17 protein-coding genes are annotated in these 20,832 nt (G+C 64.5%); 16 read left to right on the top strand and 1 reads right to left on the bottom strand.

Annotated features, from left to right (window positions below; all coding sequences use genetic code 11):
- Positions 1-5 precede the first annotated feature (5 nt).
- Entirely contained in the window at positions 6-3,530 is a 3,525-nt protein-coding gene (gene dnaE / locus Q7U29_RS09785; protein WP_304740819.1) for a DNA polymerase III subunit alpha, read from the top strand.
- A 24-nt stretch (positions 3,531-3,554) separates the two neighbouring features.
- Complete coding sequence (locus Q7U29_RS09780; protein ID WP_304740817.1) at positions 3,555-4,433, top strand: DUF1186 domain-containing protein; 879 nt, start codon at positions 3,555-3,557, stop codon at positions 4,431-4,433.
- Between the two features lie 131 nt (positions 4,434-4,564).
- Here Q7U29_RS09780 and Q7U29_RS09775 read toward each other — a convergent pair whose 3' ends face one another.
- The gene (locus Q7U29_RS09775; RefSeq protein ID WP_304740815.1) at positions 4,565-5,191 is read right to left on the bottom strand and encodes a TetR/AcrR family transcriptional regulator; all 627 of its coding nucleotides are present in this window, start codon (positions 5,189-5,191) and stop codon (positions 4,565-4,567) included.
- A gap of 187 nt (positions 5,192-5,378) precedes the next feature.
- Between Q7U29_RS09775 and Q7U29_RS09770 the strand changes: the two genes are divergently transcribed.
- The 14 genes from Q7U29_RS09770 (at position 5,379) to rseP (ending at position 20,668) form a co-directional block, all read left to right on the top strand.
- On the top strand, positions 5,379-6,359 hold the full coding sequence (locus Q7U29_RS09770) for an efflux RND transporter periplasmic adaptor subunit (protein WP_304740813.1): 981 nt from the start codon (positions 5,379-5,381) through the stop codon (positions 6,357-6,359).
- Entirely contained in the window at positions 6,356-7,429 is a 1,074-nt protein-coding gene (locus Q7U29_RS09765) for an efflux RND transporter periplasmic adaptor subunit (RefSeq protein ID WP_304740811.1), read from the top strand. The genes Q7U29_RS09770 and Q7U29_RS09765 overlap by 4 nt, the downstream gene beginning before the upstream one ends.
- The gene (locus Q7U29_RS09760; protein ID WP_304740809.1) at positions 7,426-10,482 is read left to right on the top strand and encodes an efflux RND transporter permease subunit; all 3,057 of its coding nucleotides are present in this window, start codon (positions 7,426-7,428) and stop codon (positions 10,480-10,482) included. Before Q7U29_RS09765 ends, Q7U29_RS09760 begins: the two co-directional genes overlap by 4 nt.
- Positions 10,479-10,841 (top strand): hypothetical protein, encoded by a 363-nt coding sequence (locus Q7U29_RS09755; RefSeq protein WP_304740808.1) that lies wholly within the window; start codon positions 10,479-10,481, stop codon positions 10,839-10,841. Before Q7U29_RS09760 ends, Q7U29_RS09755 begins: the two co-directional genes overlap by 4 nt.
- Before the next feature lie 26 nt (positions 10,842-10,867).
- A complete protein-coding gene (locus Q7U29_RS09750) occupies positions 10,868-12,091 on the top strand; it encodes a patatin-like phospholipase family protein (protein WP_304740807.1) in 1,224 nt (407 codons plus the stop codon).
- A gap of 81 nt (positions 12,092-12,172) precedes the next feature.
- On the top strand, positions 12,173-12,844 hold the full coding sequence (locus Q7U29_RS09745) for a PepSY domain-containing protein (RefSeq protein ID WP_304740806.1): 672 nt from the start codon (positions 12,173-12,175) through the stop codon (positions 12,842-12,844).
- Between the two features lie 284 nt (positions 12,845-13,128).
- Positions 13,129-14,127 carry a 30S ribosomal protein S2 gene (locus Q7U29_RS09740; RefSeq protein WP_304740805.1) on the top strand — a complete coding sequence of 333 codons (999 nt, stop codon included), beginning with the start codon at positions 13,129-13,131 and terminating at the stop codon, positions 14,125-14,127.
- Positions 14,128-14,259: 132 nt separating this feature from the next.
- Positions 14,260-15,183: a translation elongation factor Ts gene (gene tsf / locus Q7U29_RS09735; protein WP_304740804.1), complete on the top strand. Its 924-nt coding sequence runs from the start codon at positions 14,260-14,262 to the stop codon at positions 15,181-15,183.
- An 89-nt stretch (positions 15,184-15,272) separates the two neighbouring features.
- On the top strand, positions 15,273-15,989 hold the full coding sequence (pyrH, locus tag Q7U29_RS09730; protein WP_304740803.1) for a UMP kinase: 717 nt from the start codon (positions 15,273-15,275) through the stop codon (positions 15,987-15,989).
- Positions 15,990-16,060: 71 nt separating this feature from the next.
- On the top strand, positions 16,061-16,624 hold the full coding sequence (gene frr, locus Q7U29_RS09725; RefSeq protein WP_304740802.1) for a ribosome recycling factor: 564 nt from the start codon (positions 16,061-16,063) through the stop codon (positions 16,622-16,624).
- 17 nt (positions 16,625-16,641) lie between these two features.
- Positions 16,642-17,400 (top strand): isoprenyl transferase, encoded by a 759-nt coding sequence (locus Q7U29_RS09720; RefSeq protein ID WP_304740801.1) that lies wholly within the window; start codon positions 16,642-16,644, stop codon positions 17,398-17,400.
- Positions 17,397-18,245 carry a phosphatidate cytidylyltransferase gene (locus Q7U29_RS09715; RefSeq protein WP_304740800.1) on the top strand — a complete coding sequence of 283 codons (849 nt, stop codon included), beginning with the start codon at positions 17,397-17,399 and terminating at the stop codon, positions 18,243-18,245. Before Q7U29_RS09720 ends, Q7U29_RS09715 begins: the two co-directional genes overlap by 4 nt.
- 4 nt (positions 18,246-18,249) lie before the next feature.
- Entirely contained in the window at positions 18,250-19,473 is a 1,224-nt protein-coding gene (gene dxr, locus Q7U29_RS09710) for a 1-deoxy-D-xylulose-5-phosphate reductoisomerase (RefSeq protein WP_304740799.1), read from the top strand.
- Positions 19,474-19,516: 43 nt separating this feature from the next.
- Positions 19,517-20,668, top strand: a complete 1,152-nt coding sequence (gene rseP, locus Q7U29_RS09705) for an RIP metalloprotease RseP (RefSeq protein WP_304740798.1) — start codon at positions 19,517-19,519, stop codon at positions 20,666-20,668.
- Positions 20,669-20,832: the final 164 nt, after the last annotated feature.

Below are 20,832 nucleotides of genomic sequence, written 5' to 3'. Positions count from 1 at the left end.
GCTCCATGACCTCAAAACCTTCGGCAGCCGTTGCCAATGCCGGATTCGTCCATCTTCACGTCCATTCCGCCTATTCGCTGCTGAAGGGCTCGATCAAGATCCAGAAGCTGGCGGAACTGGCCAAGGCCGATCGCCAGCCGGCGCTGGCGCTGACCGATACCGACAACATGTTCGGGGCGCTGGAATTCTCCGACAAGCTGGCGGGTTACGGCATCCAGCCGATCATCGGTTGCGAGCTCGCGGTCGATTTCGGCGACCAGGACCCCAATGCGCGCAACGCGCTGGCCGCCGGCCCCGCGCGGATCGTGCTGCTGGCGGCGCGCGAGCGCGGCTACCGCAGCCTGATGCGGCTGAATTCGCGGGCGTTTCTGGAAACGCCGATCCATCAGGCCCCCCACATCAAGTTCGAATGGCTCGAGGGCGACGCCGAGGACCTGATCGCGCTGACCGGCGGTCCGGAAGGGCCGATCTCGCTGGCGCTGCAGGCCGATCATGCGGCGCTGGCCGCACTTCGCTGCGACCGGCTGGCCAGCCTGTTCGGCGACCGGCTCTATATCGAACTGCAGCGCCACGGTGTCGACAAGGAGCGCCGCGCTGAAGCCGGCCTGATCGATCTCGCCTACGCCAGGGGCCTGCCGCTGGTGGCGACCAACGAGCCGCATTTTGCAACGGCGGACGATTACGAGGCCCATGACGCGCTGCTCTGCATCGCCGGCGGACGTCTGGTCGCCGAAACCGATCGCGAGCAGCTGACCCCCGATCACCGTTTCAAGACCCGCGCGGAAATGGCGGTGCTGTTCGCCGACATTCCGGAGGCGCTGGCGTCCACCGTCGAGATCGCCGAGCGCTGCGCGTTCCGCCCGAAGACGCGCAAGCCGATCCTGCCGCGCTTTACGGTAGGCGCTGCCACTGCGGACTCCGTCAGCGACGAAGCCACGGAATTGCGCCGGCAGGCCGAGGAGGGGTTGGCCTGGCGGCTCAAGGTCCACGGCCTCGCGCAAGGCGAGACCGAGGAAACCTATCGGGCGCGGCTCGCTTTCGAGATCGACGTCATTACCCGCATGGAATATCCGGGCTACTTCCTGATCGTCGCCGACTTCATCAAATGGGCCAAGAGCCAGGGCATTCCGGTCGGGCCGGGCCGCGGCTCGGGCGCGGGCTCGCTGGTCGCCTATGCCCTGACCATCACCGACCTCGATCCGATCCGGTTCGGCCTGCTGTTCGAGCGCTTCCTCAATCCGGAACGCGTCTCGATGCCCGACTTCGACATCGACTTCTGCCAGGACCGCCGCGGCGAGGTGATCGACTATGTGCAGGCGCGCTACGGCCGCGACCAGGTCGCCCAGATCATCACCTTCGGCACGCTGCAGGCGCGCGGCGTGCTGCGCGACGTCGGCCGCGTGCTGCAGATGCCCTATGGCCAGGTCGACAAGCTGACCAAACTGGTGCCGCAGAATCCGGCCGCACCGGTGACGCTGGCCGCGGCGATCGAGAGCGAGCCGAAACTGCAGGCGTTTCGCGACGAGGACCCGGTGGTGGCGCGCGCCTTCGACATCGCGCAGCGCCTGGAGGGCCTGACCCGGCATGCCTCGACCCACGCCGCCGGCATCGTGATCTCGGACCGGCCGCTCAGCGAACTGGTGCCGCTCTACCGCGATCCGAAATCCGACATGCCGGTGACCCAGTTCAACATGAAATGGGTGGAGCCCGCAGGGTTGGTCAAATTCGACTTCCTCGGCCTCAAGACGCTGACCGTGCTCGACGTCGCCGTGAAGCTGTTGAAACAGCGCAACATCGACATCGATCTCGCGACCCTGCCGCTCGACGACGCCAAGAGCTACGCGATGCTGGCCCGCGGCGATGTGGTCGGCGTGTTCCAGGTGGAAAGCCAGGGCATGCGGCGGGCGCTGGTCGACATGCGGCCCGACCGCTTCGAGGACATCATCGCGCTGGTGGCGCTGTATCGCCCGGGCCCGATGGCGAACATTCCGACCTACTGCGCCCGCAAGCACGGCGACGAGGAGTCGGAATACCTGCATCCGATGCTGGAGCCGATCCTGAAGGAAACCTACGGCGTCATCATCTACCAGGAACAGGTGATGCAGATCGCCCAGGTGATGGCCGGCTATTCGCTCGGCGACGCCGACCTGCTGCGCCGCGCCATGGGCAAGAAGATCCGCTCGGAGATGGAAAAGCAGCGCGCCATCTTCGTGGCCGGCGCCATGAAGAACAACGTGCCGAAGGCGCAGGCCGACACTATCTTCGAACTATTGGCAAAATTCGCCGATTACGGCTTCAACAAGAGCCATGCGGCGGCCTACGCGCTGGTGTCGTACCACACCGCCTACATGAAGGCGCATTACCCGGTGGAGTTTTTGGCGGCGTCGATGACGCTCGACCTCAGCAATACCGACAAGCTCTCGGAATTCCGCGCCGAGGCGCAGCGGCTCGGCATCAAGGTCGAGGCGCCCAGCGTCAATCGCTCCGGCGCCACCTTCGAGGTCAGCGACAACACCATCTATTACGCGCTGGCGGGCCTGAAGGGCGTCGGCGGCCACGCGGTCGAGCTGATCGTCGAGGCGCGCAAGGAAGGCCTGTTCACCTCACTGGCGGATTTCGCAGCAAGGGTGAATCCGCGCGCGATCAACAAGCGCGTGATCGAGAGTCTCGCGGCGGCCGGCGCCTTCGACGGGCTGGATGCCAATCGCGCGCGGGTGTTCGCCGGCGCCGAGGCCATTCTCTCGGCATGCCAGCGCAGCCACGAGGCCGCGACCATGGGGCAGAACGACATGTTCGGCGGTGCCGCGGATGCTCCGACCATCATGCTGCCGCAGATCGAGCCATGGCTGCCGGCCGAGCGGCTGCGGCGCGAATACGACGCCATCGGATTTTTCCTCTCGGGCCATCCGCTCGACGACTATGCCACGGTGCTGAAGCGGCTGCGGGTGCAGACCTGGGCGGAATTTTCCCGCGCCGTCAAAACCGGCGCCACCGCGGGCAAGGTGGCGGCAACCGTGGTGTCGCGGATGGAGCGGCGCACCAAGACCGGCAACAAGATGGGCATCATGGGCCTGTCCGATCCGACCGGTCATTTCGAAGCGGTGCTGTTTTCCGAAGGGCTGGCGCAATATCGCGACGTGCTGGAGCCGGGGGCGGCGGTGCTGCTGCAGCTCGGCGCCGAGCTGCAGGGCGAGGACGTCCGCGCCCGGGTGCTGCACGCCGAGCCGCTGGACGCCGCCGCGGCGAAAACCCAGAAAGGTCTTCGCATCTTCGTGCGCGACACCAGGCCGCTCGAATCCATTGCGAAGCGGCTGTCGATGCCGGAGCCGGGGCAGGGCCCCGCGCGCGGCGCCCAGGCCAAACCGGTCGCGGTGGCGCCCGGCGGTGCCGACGGCGACGTCTCGCTGGTGATGATGCTCGACCTCGAAACCGAGGTGGAGATGAAGCTGCCCGGCCGCTTCAAGGTCTCGCCGCAGATCGCCGGCGCGATCAAGGCGGTGTCGGGCGTGGTGGACGTGCAGCAGCTGTAAGGCCGCCCAATCAGGGAGTTGATGATGGTCCCTGAGCAGGTGATCGAGGAACTGAGCGTCCCGGGGCGGTTGCCGGTCGAGGCGATCCGCGCCGCCCAGGCCGACCACGCGACGATGCTGCCCGTCTTCCTGCGCACGCTCGATGATTTCCTGGAACTGCGAGGGTCGGCCGATCCCAACGCGCTGTTCTTCATCTTTCATCTGCTCGGCGAGTGGCGTGAGAAATCGGCGTTCTGGCCGCTGGCGGTTTTCCTGCGCTTGCCGCCCGACGTTCTCGACAGCATCCTCGGCTCCGCCATCACCGAGACCAGCCATCGCGTGATGGCGGCTGTTTTCGATGGCGATCCCGAGCCGCTTTATCAGGTCATCCGCGATCCGGATGCCGACGAGTACGTCCGCGCCAAGATGTTGCAGACAATCGCCATGCTGACGCGCCGCGGCGAGCTGTCGCGTGACGCGGCGACGACCTTCCTGCACGATTGCTTTTCGCAACTCGAGCCAAAAGGGTATTGCTACGTCTGGTGCGGCTGGGTCGACGCGGTGGGCTGGCTTGGATTGTCTGAACTACAGCCCCTGGTGCGGCAAGTCTTTGAGCGCGGATCGATCGATCCGGGCTCGATGAATTTCAGCTATTTCGAGAAATTGCTGCAACATGCGCTTGACCATCCCGGCGCCGAGCCGCTTTACGCCGGTGGCAAACTCACGCTGTTCGGCGATACGATTACGGAGATGTCGGGGTGGCATGCTTTCCGGCCGAAATCGTCGCGCAACGAAAAACCCGAATGGGGATCGAATCCCTTCGAGATGCCTTACCCCGTCTCCTCGCGCAAGATCGGGCGCAACGATCCCTGTCCCTGCGGCAGCGGCAAGAAATTCAAGAAATGCTGCCTGACACAGGCGTGATGCGCCAGGCGGTTGCAACCGAGCAGCATCGGGATCGATTACTCCATTGCCGCAGAGCAGCTCTGGTCGGAACGTCTGCGGGCAGCTGAAGGTGGCTCGGCAGCAATCAGGCGGACGAAAAACCTTCAACCTCAACGGCCAGCCGCCAGCCCCTTCATGATGAGATCGATGCTGGCTTCGGTGAAAACCGTGATGTCGGTCTCCTTCCGGCTCCCGAACAGCATCGACCACAGGCTCAACAGCAGCGCCGGGCTCATCACGATTTCCGGAAATGCGCTTGCCGGCGACGCGCGAAATTCGCCGGCCGCGACCCCGGCTTCGATCACCTTCTCGAACTGATCGATGACCGGTCGCACGAACTCTTGGTAATGCCGGTCGACGAGGTCGGGAAACCTGGAGCCTTCGGCGATCAGGAAACGAAGGGTCTCGCGGGACGTTCGGTCTTCGGCGATCTTTCGGTACACGAAGACGATGAGCGCGTGCAGGCGCGAGCTGTATGATCCCTCCAATTCCTCGGCATAGCTTCCCAGTTCGGGGAAGAAAGCCCGGGATTTGTGCCGGATCATTTCGTCGAACACGCGCTCCTTGGTCTCGAAATAGAAATAGATCGTGCCCTTGGTGACGTTCGCCCGGGCGGCGACATCCTCCAGCCGGGTTGCGGCATAGCCGTTCTTGACGAATTCCTCGAAGGCCGCGTCGAGGATCTCGGCCGGTCGTTCCGCTTTTCGTCGTGCGCGTTTCGTCATCTCGGGCTTCATATGCGGATGGTATCCTATTGCGGCCAACTTTACTATTGACTTCCGAGTCAGTCAATATTAGTAAGTGAACACTCACTGAGCGGTCTTGTCGATGCCCAATGCCTTGAAAATTGCCGTATCTGTATCGCTGGCAGTGCTTCTGGGCGCCTGCGAGCAGGACCGTGTGGTGACGCGGCCGGCGACATTGGTGCGAACCGAGATTGTCCAACTTCAACCGTACGCGGCCACCATCCGCCTGACCGGCGACGTCCAGGCGCGCGTGCGCACCGAATTGTCGTTTCGGGTCAGCGGGCGCGTGACGGAGCGGATGGTCGATGTCGGCTCCCATGTGAACGCCGGCGATGTGCTCGCCACCATCGACCCCACCGAACAGCAGGCAGACCTTGAGGGGTCGAAGGCTTCCGTGGCCGCAGCCGAGGCCCAGCTGCGCGTCGCCACCGCGACCTTCGAACGGCAGAAATCATTGATGGCGAAGGGATTCACGACACGGGTGTCGTACGATCAGGCGCAAGAGGGGTTACGGACTGCGGAAGGAACGCTCGAGGCCGCCAGGGCGCAGCTGGGCACCTCGACCGATGTTCTGACCTACACCGAATTGCGCGCTAGCGCGTCGGGCATCATTACCGCGCGCAACATCGAGGTCGGGCAGGTCGCCCAATCCGCGCAAGCGGCCTACACGCTTGCGGAGGACGGCGCGCGCGACGCGGTGTTCGACCTCTACGAGTCGATCTTCCTGGGGCAGCCGGAAAGCGACACGATCAAATTGACGCTGGTTTCGGATCCGGCCGTCACTGCGCCGGGACGTGTGCGGGAAATCTCACCGACGGTCGATCCCAAGAATGCGACCGTCCGGGTCAAGGTCGCGATCCAGAATGCGCCGGGCGCGATGACGCTGGGCAGCACGGTTATCGGCGAGAGCCGCACCAGGCCGGTCGATAAGATCGTGCTGCCCTGGAGCTCATTGACCGCTGCCTTGAACGGGCCCGCTGTCTGGGTGGTCGATCCCGGCACCAATGTCGTCTCGCTCAGGGACATCGCGGTCGAAAGCTATGAGACCAGCAGCTTCATTGTCGGCAAGGGGCTCGCGGTCGGTGAGCGCGTCGTTACCGACGGCGGCAAGCTGCTGCGCCCGGGGCAGGTCGTGACGTTCGACGGGGCGAAAACATGATGGCCTCGCGTATCATTTGCATCGTCGCGGCCGGCGCCGTCCTGACCGGCTGCGGCGAAAAGGTCGCCGAGCCGCAACCGGCACGACCCGTTCTGTCGATGGTGGTTGCGCCGATGGAGGCGACGAATGTCGCTGTCGTCGGAACGATACAGCCCCGGTACAAGACGGACTTCGGCTTCCGCATGCTGGGCCGGCTGATCGCGCGGCCCGTCAATGTCGGTGAGGCCGTCGCCAAAGGGCAGGCGCTCGCCGCGGTCGATCCGTTCGCCGCGGAACTGGCAGTCCGCTCGGCGCTCGCGCAGCTATCCACCGCACAAGGGCAGCTGGCCAATGCGTCAGGCAACGCCGAGCGCCAGCGCATCCTGATCGAAACCGGCGCGACGACCAAGGCGACCCTGGATTCGGCAGAGCAGAGCAACGCCGCGGCGCAGGCCGCCGTCGTTCAGGCCCAGTCCAACCTGACCAAGGCGCGCGAGCAATTCAGCTACACCAAGGTCAGCGCCGACTACGCCGGCGTCGTCACCGCGGTCGGCGCCGAAGTCGGGCAGGTCGTGGCACCCGGCCAGATCGTCGTCACGGTGGCGCGGCCGGACATTCGCGAGGCCGTCATCGACGTGGCCGACGACCTGGCGAGCGCGCTGCGGATCGGCATGCCGCTGGCGGTGACGCTGCAACTCGACCCGCGGATCCGCGCCGAAGGCAAGGTGCGCGAGATCGCCCCGCAGTCCGACGCGGCGACGCGCAGCCGCCGCATCCGCATCACCCTCGAGGCGCCGCCGGAAAGCTTCCGGCTCGGCACCACCATCACGACCCTGATCCCCGGCGGAGCTGCCCGCGGATTCCGGCTGCCTGCGACGGCGATCCTCACCCGCGATGGCAGGTCGAGCGTCTGGCTGCTCGACCCCGCCAGCAAGTCGGTCACCTCGCGTGACGTGCAGATACTGCCCAATGGCGACGGCTCGGTGGATGTGACCGAAGGCATAGAAGCCGGGGCGCGCATCGTCACGGCCGGGGTCCACCATCTGAAGGAGGGCCAGAAGGTCCGACTGGAACAGGAAGCGGCGCGGTGAAATCTTTCAATCTCTCGGACTGGGCTCTCAACCACCGATCGCTGGTCTGGTATTTCATGGTCGCGTTCATGGCTGCCGGGCTGTTCTCCTATCTCAATCTCGGACGCGAGGAGGATCCGGCTTTCACCATCAAGACGATGCTGATCCAGGCGAAGTGGCCGGGCGCCTCGGCCGAGGAGACCACGCGCCAGGTCACCGACCGGATCGAGAAGAAGCTCGAAGAGCTGGAATCACTCGACTACACCAGGAGCATCACCACCGCCGGACAGACGACGGTGTTCGTCAATCTGCGCGATACGACCAAGGCGAGCGACGTCAGTCCAACCTGGGTCCGCGTCCGCAACATGATCGCCGACATCAAGAGCGATTTTCCGCAAGGCGTCGTCGGCCCCGCCTTCAACGATCGCTTCGGCGACGTTTTCGGCAACATCTACGCCTTCACCAGCGATGGGCTGACGCAACGACAGCTGCGCGACCGCGTCGAAGAAGTCCGTGCCAAGGTCCTGCAGGTCCGCGATGTCGGCCGCGTCGATATCGTCGGGGCGCAGGACGAGGTCATCTATCTGGAGTTTTCGACCAGCAAGGTCGCCGCACTCGGCCTCGACCAGCGGTCGGTCCTGACTTCGCTGCAGGCCCAGAACGCGATCGCGCCGTCCGGCGTGGTCAATGCCGGTCCGGAGCGCATCAGCGTCCGGGTCAACGGGCAGTTCACCTCGGAGCAAAGCCTCAAGACGATCAACCTGCGCGTCAATGACCGGTTCTTTCCGCTGACCGATGTCGCCACTATCAGGCGGGGCTATACCGATCCGCCGACGTCGCTGTTCCGGTTCAAGGGAGAGCCGGCGATCGGGCTCACGATCGGGATGAAACCGGGCGCCAATCTGCTGCAATTCGGCGAGGCCCTCAAGCAGGAGATGACGCGCATCATCGCCGACCTGCCGGTCGGCGCCGAGGTCCACCTGGTGTCCGACCAGCCGCAGATCGTCGATGAGGCGGTTTCCGGATTTACCCGCGCGCTGTTCGAGGCGATCGTGATCGTGCTGGCGATCAGCTTCCTCAGCCTCGGCATGCGCGCCGGTCTCGTGGTCGCGATCTCGATTCCGCTGGTACTCGCGATCACCTTCCTGGTGATGTCCTATTCCGGCATCTCGCTGCAGCGCATTTCGCTGGGTGCGCTGATCATCGCGCTCGGGCTGCTGGTGGACGACGCCATGATCGCCGTCGAGATGATGGTAGCCCGGCTCGAGATCGGCGATACCCTCACCAAGGCGGCGACCTACGTCTACACCTCGACCGCCTTTCCGATGCTGACCGGCACGCTGGTGACGGTCGCGGGATTCATCCCGATCGCCTTCAACAGCAGCGCTGCAGGCGAATTTACCTTCACGCTGTTCGTCGTGATCGCGGTGTCGCTGGTGGTGTCGTGGATCGTCGCCGTGCTGTTCACGCCGCTGCTCGGGGTCACCATCCTGCCGGACAGGATGAAGGGCCATCATGAAAAGAAGGGCTGGTTCGCAGGCGCGTTTTCCCGTGCGCTCGGTCTCAGCATGCGCTGGCGATGGGCCACCATCGCGGTGACGCTCGCGGCGTTCGCGCTGTCGATCTTCGGCCTCGGCTTCGTTCAGCAGCAGTTCTTCCCGTCATCCGACCGCAAGGAGTTGATCGTCGACTGGAACCTGCCGCAGAACAGTTCGATCGCCGAGACCAACGCGCAGATGGCGCGCTTCGAGAAGGAGGCGCTGCAGGGCAATGACGCCATCGACCACTGGTCGACCTATGTGGGGCAGGGTGCGCCGCGCTTCGTGCTGTCGTTCGACGTCCAGCCCGCGGATATATCCTTCGGGCAGATGGTGATCGTCACCAGGAGCCTGGAGGCCCGCGACCGCGTGAAGGGCGAACTTCAGGCCTATCTGAAGAAGACCTTTCCCGGCACCGACGCTTTCGTCAAGCTGTTGGACATCGGCCCGCCGGTCGGTCGGCCGATCCAGTACAGGCTGAGCGGCCCGGACATCGGAAAGGTCAGGGAATTTTCGCAGCAGTTCGCCGCGGTCATCGCCGGCAACGCGCATCTGGGCGACGTGGTGTTCGACTGGATGGAAGCGGCGCGCGTGGTGAAGGTCGACGTGTTGCAGGACAAGGCCCGGCAACTCGGCGTGACCTCCGAGGACATCGCGTCGACGCTCAACGGCGTCGTCGATGGAGCCTCCATCACCCAGGTCCGCGACGACATCTATCTCGTCAAGGTACTGGGCCGTGCCAATGCCCCTGAACGCGGCTCGATCGAGACACTGCGCAATCTTCAGCTGTCCGGCAGCAGCGGCCAGTCGGTGCCGCTCGCTGCGGTCGCCACTTTCCGTTACGAACTCGAGCAGCCCACGATCTGGCGCCGGTCGCGCCTGCCGACGATCACGTTGAAGGCGGGCGTCCTGGGCGACGTCCAGCCGGCGACGGTGGTCGATCAGTTGAAGGCACCGGTCGCCCAGTTCACCTCGAAGCTGCCTGCCGGCTATTCCGTCGCAGTCGGCGGCAGCGTCGAGGAGAACGGCAAGGGGCAGGCGCCGATCATCGCCATCTTCCCGGTCATGCTGTTCGCGATGGCGACCATCCTGATGGTGCAGTTGCAGAGTTTCCATCGGCTGTTCCTGGTATTCACGGTGGCGCCGCTGGCCCTGATCGGCGTTGTCGCAGCACTGCTGCCGAGCGGCGCCCCGATGGGATTCGTCGCGATCCTCGGCGTGCTCGCCTTGATAGGCATCCTGATCCGCAACTCGGTCATCCTGATCGTACAGATCGAACAACTGCGGAACGAAGGCAGGCCGCCATGGGAAGCCGTCGTCGAGGCGACCGAGCACCGCATGCGTCCGATCCTGCTGACCGCCGCGGCGGCAAGCCTCGCGTTGATACCGATCGCGCGGGAAGTGTTCTGGGGCCCGATGGCCTACGCGATGATGGGCGGCATCATCGTCGGAACTGTGCTGACGCTGCTGTTCCTGCCCGCGCTCTACGTCGCATGGTTTCGCATTGCGGCGCCTGACGAGGTGACGGCCTCATGAAATTTCAAGAAACAGGAACGTCGCCGCCGTGCCTTTACCACGGCGCCCGCGTCCGGATGAGCCCACTCGGCCGTGAACGGCACCCCAAATACGGCGATCGGGAAGGGGTGATCGTGGGGAGCGGGTCTCCGAGCAGCTGGCGGGTCAAGTTCGACGACCGCAAGACCATCCAGGCGATCCACCGGGACTATCTCGAACTGGCCACTCAACCGGCCAGCGCAGCGGCCCAGGTCGATCCCCAAGTCGATCCCCAAGCCACTTCCAAAGCCGCTCCCAAAGCCGCTCCCAAAGCCGCTCCCAAGGCCGCTCCCAAAGCCGCCCCGCAACGCGGCCTTCGGGGCGCGACGCCGTGCTCGTGAACGTCAACTTCCAGCCTGAGCTTGCCATGCATCGCATCCGTCGCCGGCCGTCCGTCTCGTTGTTGATCGCTTCGGCGCTGAGCTTTGTCGTCGCCGGATGCGCCTCGCTGCCACGGGCGCAATATGGCGTCGCCGATGCGCCGGCCGCGCGCGTTCTGGATCTGACGGAGCTGCGGCGCTATGCCGACGATCCAGCCTCCACCTTCCGGCAAGACCGGAATCAGGCCGCGCTGCGGGGGCCACGTACCTACCTGGCGCTGTCGGGCGGCGGCGCCGACGGCGCCTACGGCGCCGGGGTTCTCAACGGCTGGACGGAGGCGGGCACACGCCCCTCGTTTTCGATCGTATCGGGAGTGAGCACCGGCGCGCTGATCGCGCCGTTCGCGTTTCTCGGTTCCGGCCATGACGCGACGTTGCGGGATGTCTACACCAGCGGCATCGCCGAGAGCCTGCTCGACGCGCCGAGCGCATTCAACGCGATCTTCGGGGCGGGCTTGTTCGGCAACAAACGGCTGCGGGAACTGGTGGCCAAGTATATCGACGTCAGCTTCGTTGCTGCTGTCGCCACCGAATACGCCAAGGGGCGGCGGCTGTTCATCGTCACGACCAATCTGGATTCGCAGCGCACCGCGATTTGGGACATGGGAAAGATCGCCTCGCTGCGCACGCCCGAAGCCTTGAACCTGTTCCGGGACGTCGTCGCCGCATCGGCAAGTGTGCCGGTGGTGTTTCCGCCGATGCTGGTCACTGCCGTAGCCAACGGCAGGCAATTCCAGGAGATGCATGTCGACGGCGGCGTAACCGCGCCTGTGCTGACCCTGCCGGAGGCATTCCTGCTGCGCGACGCCAAACTGGCCAGGATCGACGACAAGGCCAACGATCTGCAGCTCTACATCCTGATCAACAACAAGGTCGAGCCGGAGTTTCAACTCGTTGCCAACAGCACGATCGAGATCGCGGCGCGATCCTCATCGACCATGGTCAAGACGCAGACGCGCTCGATCCTCTACAGCACCTGGGATTTCACCCGCCGTAACAAATTCGGCTTCAACCTGACCTACATCGAAGGGCGCATCCCCGCGGCGGCGAGTTCGGGATTCGATACCGCCTATATGCGCGGGTTGTTTCAGTACGGCTACGAGCGGGCGCGAAGCGGTCACGCCTGGTCGAAATCTCCACCGTTTGACGGTCTGAAGCCGACAGCCGGCTATCGGACTTCAGCTGCGCGGCAGGCGGTGGTCGGTCACTGACCTGTCAGAGGAATCAACCACGCCTAGCCGTTCCCGAAAAGGAGTGCCCCATGACGACATCCGGCGGTCAGGAGGACGATCATGCGCATCGATAAACTGGCGAAGCGTCTCATCCTGTCGATGCTGCCGTTGCTCCCGCTGCTTGCGCCCGTGCCGGCGTTCGGCCGCGAGTCCGCCGATCTTGCGCCGCTGTCTGTTCCACAGTCCAATGAGTCCGAAAGCGAAGCGCTCCTGCAGGAAATCAAGGTATTCGCCTATGCCCGGATTTCTGCCCGGCGTGCGATTGCCATCGCCGAGAGGCTTGGCGCCGGCGCCAGGGTCGTCGACCTCGGTTTCGACGGATCGACCCCTCATCCGGCCTTCCGGGTGAAAGTCCTCCTGAACGGGGAATTGTGGGACGGGGCGATCGATGCTTCGACCGGGGTGGCCGCCAGTACCGGGCCAACAACGCCGGTATCCAGGCTGCGGGAGGAGAACCAGACGATACTGGCCGCTTTCTCCGCAGCCGGCGTAAGCCTTTCCGAGACCATCGCCATTGCCGAGCAAGTCGGCTCCGGCAAAGCGGTCAGCGCGGGATTGCAGTACAACGGCGCGAAACTCGTGTTGCTGGTGGTTGTCGTCAGCGAGGGCTCATTGAAGGAAATCTCGGTCGAGCCCCCGGCAAGCCGACGCCGCCAGGGCAAGGCGTCTGCTCGGGAAAAGAAATGGAAACGTCCTTTGCCCGGTGGATCGTCGCGGGGGGCGTCGGCCTGATCGACCAGCTTCGTTGCCCGAAAGTCCGACCTCCATGGAGCGCCGGGCCGGGGGGGCAGAGCGGTGATTACCCTGGAAATGCCCGGATTTGTCGGCCGGGCGCCCGGTAAACCCGCCCGCGAGCCTCCAAAACCGGCCGTATTTCCTTGCTTCCCGCCGGAATCCGGCTATATACCGCGCCATCTCACACGGAAGCATGGCTCTAAAAGGCCGTCCGGTGGCAGCCGGGCCGCAAGGCTCGTTTGCTCACACGCTTCCGGAGGAACCAACCGGAGAATATCACGATGGCGCTACCCGATTTTTCTATGCGTCAGCTGCTTGAAGCTGGCGTTCACTTTGGCCACCAATCGCACCGCTGGAATCCGAAGATGGCGGATTACATTTTCGGTGCCCGCAACAACATCCACATCATCGATCTCGCCCAGACCGTGCCGCTGTTGCATCGCGCGCTCCAGGCGGTCAGCGATACCGTCGCCAAGGGCGGCCGCATCCTGTTCGTCGGCACCAAGCGGCAGGCGCAGGATGGCGTGGCCGAGGCCGCCAAGCGTTCGGCGCAGTATTTCGTCAATTCGCGCTGGCTCGGCGGCACGCTGACCAACTGGAAAACGATTTCCGGTTCGATCAAGCGGCTCCGGCATCTCGAGGAAGTGCTCAATTCGGGCGATGCCAACGCCTACACCAAGAAGGAGCGTCTGACGCTGCAGCGCGAGCGCGACAAGCTCGACCGTTCGCTCGGCGGCATCAAGGACATGGGCGGTCTGCCCGACCTGATCTTCGTGATCGACACCAACAAGGAAGACATCGCGATCCAGGAAGCCCAGCGGCTCAACATTCCCGTCGCCGCGATCGTCGATACCAATTCGGACCCCAAGGGCATCACTTATGTAGTGCCGGGCAATGACGACGCCGGCCGCGCCATCACGCTGTACTGCGATCTGATCGCCCGCGCCGTGATCGACGGCATTTCACGTGCTCAGGGCGATTCGGGCATCGATATCGGCGCCTCCGCGCAGCCGATCCGCGAGGAAATCCCGGTGGCTCCGCAGCCCGCCGGCTTCCAGGGCCTGGCCGGGCCGCGCGGTGCCGCCGACGACCTCAAGAAGCTCACCGGCGTGTCCGGCGCGATCGAGAAGAAGTTCAACGATCTCGGCATCTTCCATTACTGGCAGCTCGCCGAACTCGACCACGATTCCGCGCACAAGATCGGCGAAGAAGTCGGGCTTCCGAACCGCGCCGATGGCTGGGTCGCCCAGGCCAAGGCGATGACCGCGGAAGCGGAATAACGCGAACAAGCGTGGCCGGAATTTCCCGGCCACCCCTTCGGTTCCAGATACGACATTCCCTGGTGGTGGAAGGCGGCGAGGCGGCAACAGCCGCGCCGCGGTCGCCCTGACAGGCAAGAAGGACATTCAACGATGGCAACGATTACAGCAGCGATGGTCAAGGATCTGCGCGAGACCACCGGCGTCGGCATGATGGATTGCAAGCAGGCGCTTGCCGAGAACGACGGCAACATGGAAGCCGCGATCGACTGGCTGCGCAAGAAGGGCCTGTCCAAGGCCGCCAAGAAGTCCGGCCGCATTGCCGCGGAAGGCCTGATCGGCGCGCTGACCCAGGGCACCAAGGGTGTCGTGGTCGAGGTCAATTCCGAGACCGACTTCGTCGCGCGCAACGAGCAGTTCCAGGGTCTGGTCAAGATGATCGCCCAGGTCGCGCTCAAGGTCGGCGCCGACGTCGAGAAGATCAAGGCAGCACCCGTCGGCGACGTCACCGTCGAGCGCGCGATCCAGGACGCCATTGCCACCATCGGCGAGAACATGACGTTGCGCCGGGCGGCTTCGCTCGAAGTCTCGAGCGGCGTGGTCGCAAGCTACGTGCACAACGCCGTGGTCGAAGGCGCCGGCAAGATGGGCGTGATCGTGGCGCTGGAATCCACCGGCAAGACCGACGAACTGGCCTTGCTGGCCCGTCAGATCGCCATGCATGTCGCCGCCACCAACCCGCAGGCGCTGGATTCGGCCGGGCTCGATCCCGCCGCCGTGACGCGTGAGAAGGACATCCTGGCCGACAAGTACCGCCAGCAGGGCAAGCCCGAAAACGTGATCGAAAAGATCGTCGAATCGGGCCTGAAGACCTTCTACAAAGAGGTCTGTCTGCTCGAGCAGGCCTTCATCCACGACAATTCCAAATCGGTCGCCCAGGCGGTCAAGGAAGCCGAGGGCAAGATCGGCGCGCCGGTGAAAGTGGCCGGATTTGTGCGCTATGCTCTCGGCGAGGGAATCGAAAAGCAGGAATCCGATTTCGCGGCCGAGGTCGCCGCCGCCAGCGGCAAGAAGTAACCGCCGGAAGAGTCCTTTCCGGCGCGGTTGCGCCGGCAACGGCAGGGCTGCTTGAGAGAAGCGGCTGGCTCAGAGGAAAGCGACTAGCAATGGCTGAGCCGGTCTATCGTCGGGTGGTGATCAAGCTCTCGGGCGAATATTTTGCCGGCCCGCATTCCTTCGGCATGGATCAGCCGACCATCGATCGTATTGCCGGTGACCTGATCGCCGCCAAGCAGCTCGGCGTCGAAGTTGCCGTGGTCATCGGTGGCGGAAACATGGTGCGCGGCGTCGAGGTTTCCTCCCGCGGCGTATCCCGTCCGACCGGCGACACCATGGGCATGCTCGCCACCGTGATGAATTGCCTGGCGCTGGAAGCCGCGATCGAGCGGCGCGGGACCCCGGCGCGGACCCTGTCGGCCTTCGTCATGCCGCAGGTCTGCGAGCTGTTCACCCGTAGTGCAACGCACAAATATCTCGCCGAGGGCCGCATCGTGCTGCTCGGCGGTGGAACCGGCAACCCGTTCTTCACCACCGATACCACGGCGGTGCTGCGGGCGGCCGAGATCGGCGCCCAGGCGGTGCTGAAGGCCACCAATGTCGATGGTGTCTACAGTGCCGATCCCAAAAAGGACCCGTCTGCCAAGCGGTTCGACCGTTTGACGCATTCACAGGCGATCGAAGGCGGCTACAAGGTGATGGACGCGACCGCTTTCGCGCTTGCCCGCGAGACATCGCTGCCTATCATCGTGTTCTCGATCGCCGAACCGGGTTCGATAGGCGCGATCCTGCGCGGCACCGGCCACGGCACCATCGTCGGCGGCTGACAGGCCGGCGACGCATCTGATGCGCGCGGGCCGGACGGCGTCGGCGATCAGTTTTCAGGAGGGAGAGCGTTATGCCCACGGGTGGTTTCGACATCAACGATCTGAAGCGCCGCATGCAGGGCGCCACGGCGGCACTCAAGCATGAGCTCGGTGGATTGCGCACCGGCCGCGCCGCCGCCTCGATGCTGGAGCCGGTGCAGGTCGATGCCTACGGCACCCACATGCCGCTCAACCAGCTCGCGACCATCAGCGTGCCCGAGCCGCGGCTGCTCTCGGTCCAGGTTTGGGACAAGTCGATGGTCAAGGCCGTCGAAAAGGCGATCGTCGATTCCAACCTCGGCTTGAGTCCCGCGACCGAAGGCCAGGTGTTGCGCCTGCGCATTCCCGAACTCAACGAAGAACGCCGCAAGGAACTGGTCAAAGTCGCGCACAAATATGCCGAGGCGGCCAAGGTCGCGGTGCGGCATGTCCGCCGCGATGGTCTCGATACCGTCAAGAAGCTCGAGAAGAATCACGAGATTTCCGAGGACGATCAGGAGCGGCTGGCCAATGATGTGCAGAAGGCCACCGACGGCATGATTTCGGAAATAGACCAATTGCTTGCGGCGAAGGAAAAGGAAATCCTTACCGTTTAACGCGCTAGGATCAGCCGATGTCGAATGCTGCCGCCCCTGCGACCGAAGCCCCGGATCCCTCCGGTGCGCCGTTGCATGTGGCGATCATTATGGACGGCAACGGACGCTGGGCGGCCGCCCGCGGCTTGCCGCGCGCGGAAGGCCATCGCCGTGGCGTCGAGGCGTTGCGGCGGGTGGTTCGCGCGGCCCACGAGCTCGGCATCCTATATCTGACGATCTTCTCCTTCAGCTCGGAGAACTGGTCGCGTCCGGCGAGCGAGATCGGCGATCTCTTCGGTCTGCTCAGGCGCTTCATCCGCAACGACCTCGCGACATTGCACAGCGATGGCGTCCGGGTCCGGGTCATCGGTGAGCGCGACGGACTGGAGCCGGATATCTGCGCGCTGCTGAACGAGGCTGAAGAGCTGACCAGGGGCAATACCAGGCTCAATCTCGTGGTCGCGTTCAACTACGGATCGCGCCAGGAAATCGCCAACGCCGCCAAGCGTTTGGCGCAGGAGGTCGCCGAGGGAAAGCGTGATCCTTCCTCGATCGATGCCGACACGCTGAGCAGATACCTCGACGCGCCCGAAATTCCCGATCCCGACCTGATCATTCGCACCAGCGGCGAGCAGCGGCTTTCGAATTTCCTGATGTGGCAGGCGGCCTATAGCGAACTGGTGTTCGTGCCGATCCACTGGCCGGATTTCGACAAGGCGGCGCTGGAGGAGGCGATCGCCGAATATGCCAGGCGGGAGCGCCGTTTCGGCGGTCTGGCCGCGAAAACCGGATCGTGACCGAGGGCGAAGCCGCACCGGCGGCGGATGCCGAAAAGGGGTCGCGCAATCTGATGATGCGCGTGCTCGCCGCCCTGGTGCTCGCACCGGCGGCCATCGCCATCGCTTATGCCGGCGGCTGGCCGTGGGCCACGCTGGTGACGCTGGCCGCGATCGGCCTCTATGTCGAATGGTTGATGATCGTCGGCGCGGGGCGCGAGCCGCGCGTGATCGCGCTGGGCACCGCAGCCCTTGTTTTCGGCGGGATTTGTCTCGCCTTGGGGCGGATCGATACCGCGCTTGTCGTGCTGGCGGTCGGCCTCGCCGCGGTTGCGTTGCTGTCGGCTGAACGCCGGCTCTGGACTGCGACGGGATTTGTCTACGCCGCCGCAGCCTTGCTTGCATCGGTGCTGGTGCGCCTCGACGAGGTCAGGGGATTCACCGCGCTGATGCTGGTCCTGATGGTCGTCTGGGCGTCCGATATCGGCGGCTACTTTGCGGGCCGCGGTATCGGCGGACCCAGGCTGTGGCCGCGGGTCAGCCCCAAAAAGACCTGGGCGGGCGCGCTCGGCGGCTTTGCTTTGAGCCTGGTCGTTGCCGGAGGCTTTGCAGCCTTCGGGTACGGCCCGGCCGGCCCGTTATTGCTGCTGGCCGCGGTACTCTCGATCGCGTCGCAACTCGGCGATCTGTTCGAATCCGCCGTCAAACGCCGTTTCGGCGTCAAGGATTCCAGTCACATCATCCCCGGGCATGGCGGTCTGATGGACCGCCTCGATGGCTTCGTCGCCGCGGTCGTCCTGGCGGCGATTTTCGGTCTTTTGCGGGGCGGCGCCGATGGCGTCGGCCGCGGTCTTATGGTTTGGTGAAAATATGAGCGCTGTCCCGTTGCGTAACAACAAGGCCACGGAATCCGCCGTGCGCTCCGTGACCGTGCTGGGTGCCACCGGCTCGATCGGCGACAGCACGATGGATTTGCTGCGGGCCTCGCGCGACCGCTATCAGGTCGAGGCCCTGACCGGAAACACCAACGTCGAGGGGCTGGCGAAGCTCGCCCGCGAATTCGGCGCGCGGTTTGCAGCCGTAGCCGATCCCGATCGCCTCGGCGAGTTGAAGGCCGCGCTGGCGGGCACAAGCACCGAATGCGGCGCCGGCGAAAGCGCCATCATCGAAGCCGCTGCCCGTCCGGCCGACTGGGTCATGGCCGCCGTCAGCGGCGCGGCCGGATTGAAGCCCGCGCTCGCGGCGGTCGATCGCGGCGCCACCGTCGCGCTGGCCAACAAGGAATGCCTGGTTTGCGCCGGCGATTTCTTCATGCAGCGCGCGTTCAAGGCGGGAGCCTGCATCCTGCCGGCGGATTCCGAACACAACGCGCTGTTTCAGGCGCTGGCGTCCGGCAACCGCGAGGAACTGGTTCGCGTCATCATCACCGCTTCGGGCGGGCCGTTCCGGACCTGGGCGGTCGCCGACATCGAGCAGGCGACGCTGGCGCAGGCGCTGAAACATCCGAACTGGAGCATGGGTCAGAAGATCACCATCGATTCCGCCTCGATGATGAACAAGGGGCTCGAGGTCATCGAAGCCTCATACCTGTTCGCGCTGACGCCGGACGAGATCGACGTTCTCGTCCATCCGCAGTCGATCATCCACGGCATGGTGGAATTTTCCGACCGTTCCGTCGTGGCCCAGCTCGGCGCGCCCGACATGCGCACGCCGATCGCGCATTGCCTCGGATGGCCCGACCGGATCGTCGGTCCCGCCGCCAAGCTCGATCTCGCCAAGATCGGGCAGCTGACCTTCGAGGCGCCGGATTTCGACCGGTTCCCGGCGCTTCGGCTGGCTTACGATGCGCTGCGGACGGGGCGGGGCGCGACCACGGTCTACAATGCCGCCAACGAGGTCGCGGTGGCGGCCTTCATCGCCGGCAAGATCAAGTTCGGCGCGATCGCCCGGCTGGTCGAAGCCACCATGAACGACTGGATCCGGTCCGGGAACCTGGCGCCTTTGAGCTCGGCGGACGATGCGATTTCCGTTGACCATAATGCGCGAAATAAAGCTGCCTCCCTCTTGCCTCAAATTGCCTTAAAGGCATCCTAGACGGTTGGGGACAGGGCCTGCGGCCTTGGTTAAGGGGAATTGAATGTCCGAGTTTTTTCTACATAGTTTCAATACGTTGAGCCATGGGCTCATCGGATACATCATTCCCTTCCTGTTCGTGCTGACGATCGTCGTTTTCTTCCATGAGCTTGGCCACTTCCTGGTGGCCCGCTGGGCAGGCGTAAAAGTACTGACGTTCTCGCTCGGTTTCGGGCCGGAACTCGCCGGCTTCAATGATCGCCACGGCACCCGCTGGAAGATCTCGGCGATCCCGCTCGGCGGCTACGTCAAATTCTTCGGCGACGAGAGCGAAGCCTCCACGCCGTCGTCCGAAACGCTCTCCGCCATGACCGCGGAAGAGCGCGCCGGCAGTTTCCACCACAAGAAGGTCGGACCGCGCGCTGCGATCGTGGCGGCCGGGCCGATTGCCAACTTCCTGCTGGCGATCGTGATCTTCACCTGCCTGTTCACGTTCTTCGGCAAGCCGAGCACGACGGCGCGGGTCGACAAGGTGGAAGCGGGCAGTGCCGCCGACAAGGCCGGTTTTCAAGCCGGCGACGTCGTAACCTCGATCGATGGCAAGGCAATCGGAAGCTTCTCCGAGATGCAGCGCATTGTCGGCACCCGTGCCGGCGAGCAGCTGTCGTTCACCATCAAGCGCGGCGATTCCAGCCTGCAGTTGCAGGGCACGCCGCAGCAGCGGGAAGTGAAGGATTCGTTCGGCAACGTTCACCGCCTCGGCGTGCTCGGCATCACGCGGGCAACCAATCCCGGCGACACGGTGACCGAGCGGGTGGATCCCGCCACCGCGCTCGTGCTCGGCGTCAAGGAGACCTGGTTCGTCGTCGAACGCACGATGGCCTATATCGGCGGCATCTTCACCGGGCGCGAGGCGGCCGATCAGGTCGGCGGGCCGATCCGGATCGCGCAGATTTCGGGTCAGGTCGCCACCATCGGGGTTGCCGCCCTGATCCACCTTGCTGCGGTGCTTTCGATCTCGATCGGACTGCTTAACCTGTTCCCGGTACCGTTGCTCGATGGCGGTCACCTTTTGTTCTATGCGGTGGAAGCCGTGCGCGGGCGGCCGTTGTCGGACCGGGCGCAGGAGTTTGGCTTCCGAATCGGACTTGGCCTCGTGCTGATGCTGATGGTGTTTGCGACCTACAACGACATTCTGCATCTGGCGGCATCGTGAGAAGGCTTTTTTGTGACGTGGCCAATAGGCAACGTCTTGGAATGAAAATGAAATTGCACTGCGATAGGACGTTTGCCGCCCCGGAAAATTTGGCTACAAGCAGGGCAACAAATGGGAATCTGTTGGTTCGTAGGGGTGCGGGCCAACCGTGGAATCACAAGGGC

Origin of the sequence: Bradyrhizobium sp. (assembly GCF_030654605.1) — a bacterium.
In the GTDB taxonomy this organism is placed as follows: domain Bacteria; phylum Pseudomonadota; class Alphaproteobacteria; order Rhizobiales; family Xanthobacteraceae; genus Bradyrhizobium.
This window is presented reverse-complemented; position numbering and strand designations above follow the sequence as displayed.

Bases quoted from the DNA above. Each gene is read 5' to 3' on its own strand.
- Q7U29_RS09720 (WP_304740801.1), top strand. From the start codon at position 16,642: ATGTCGAATGCTGCCGCCCCTGCGACCGAAGCCCCGGATCCCTCCGGT.
- frr (WP_304740802.1), top strand. From the start codon at position 16,061: ATGCCCACGGGTGGTTTCGACATCAACGATCTGAAGCGCCGCATGCAG.
- dxr (WP_304740799.1), top strand. From the start codon at position 18,250: ATGAGCGCTGTCCCGTTGCGTAACAACAAGGCCACGGAATCCGCCGTG.
- Q7U29_RS09780 (WP_304740817.1), top strand. From the start codon at position 3,555: ATGGTCCCTGAGCAGGTGATCGAGGAACTGAGCGTCCCGGGGCGGTTG.
- Q7U29_RS09755 (WP_304740808.1), top strand. From the start codon at position 10,479: ATGAAATTTCAAGAAACAGGAACGTCGCCGCCGTGCCTTTACCACGGC.
- rseP (WP_304740798.1), top strand. From the start codon at position 19,517: ATGTCCGAGTTTTTTCTACATAGTTTCAATACGTTGAGCCATGGGCTC.
- pyrH (WP_304740803.1), top strand. From the start codon at position 15,273: ATGGCTGAGCCGGTCTATCGTCGGGTGGTGATCAAGCTCTCGGGCGAA.
- Q7U29_RS09750 (WP_304740807.1), top strand. From the start codon at position 10,868: ATGCATCGCATCCGTCGCCGGCCGTCCGTCTCGTTGTTGATCGCTTCG.
- Q7U29_RS09740 (WP_304740805.1), top strand. From the start codon at position 13,129: ATGGCGCTACCCGATTTTTCTATGCGTCAGCTGCTTGAAGCTGGCGTT.
- Q7U29_RS09765 (WP_304740811.1), top strand. From the start codon at position 6,356: ATGATGGCCTCGCGTATCATTTGCATCGTCGCGGCCGGCGCCGTCCTG.
- tsf (WP_304740804.1), top strand. From the start codon at position 14,260: ATGGCAACGATTACAGCAGCGATGGTCAAGGATCTGCGCGAGACCACC.
- dnaE (WP_304740819.1), top strand. From the start codon at position 6: ATGACCTCAAAACCTTCGGCAGCCGTTGCCAATGCCGGATTCGTCCAT.
- Q7U29_RS09745 (WP_304740806.1), top strand. From the start codon at position 12,173: ATGCGCATCGATAAACTGGCGAAGCGTCTCATCCTGTCGATGCTGCCG.
- Q7U29_RS09775 (WP_304740815.1), bottom strand. From the start codon at position 5,191: ATGAAGCCCGAGATGACGAAACGCGCACGACGAAAAGCGGAACGACCG.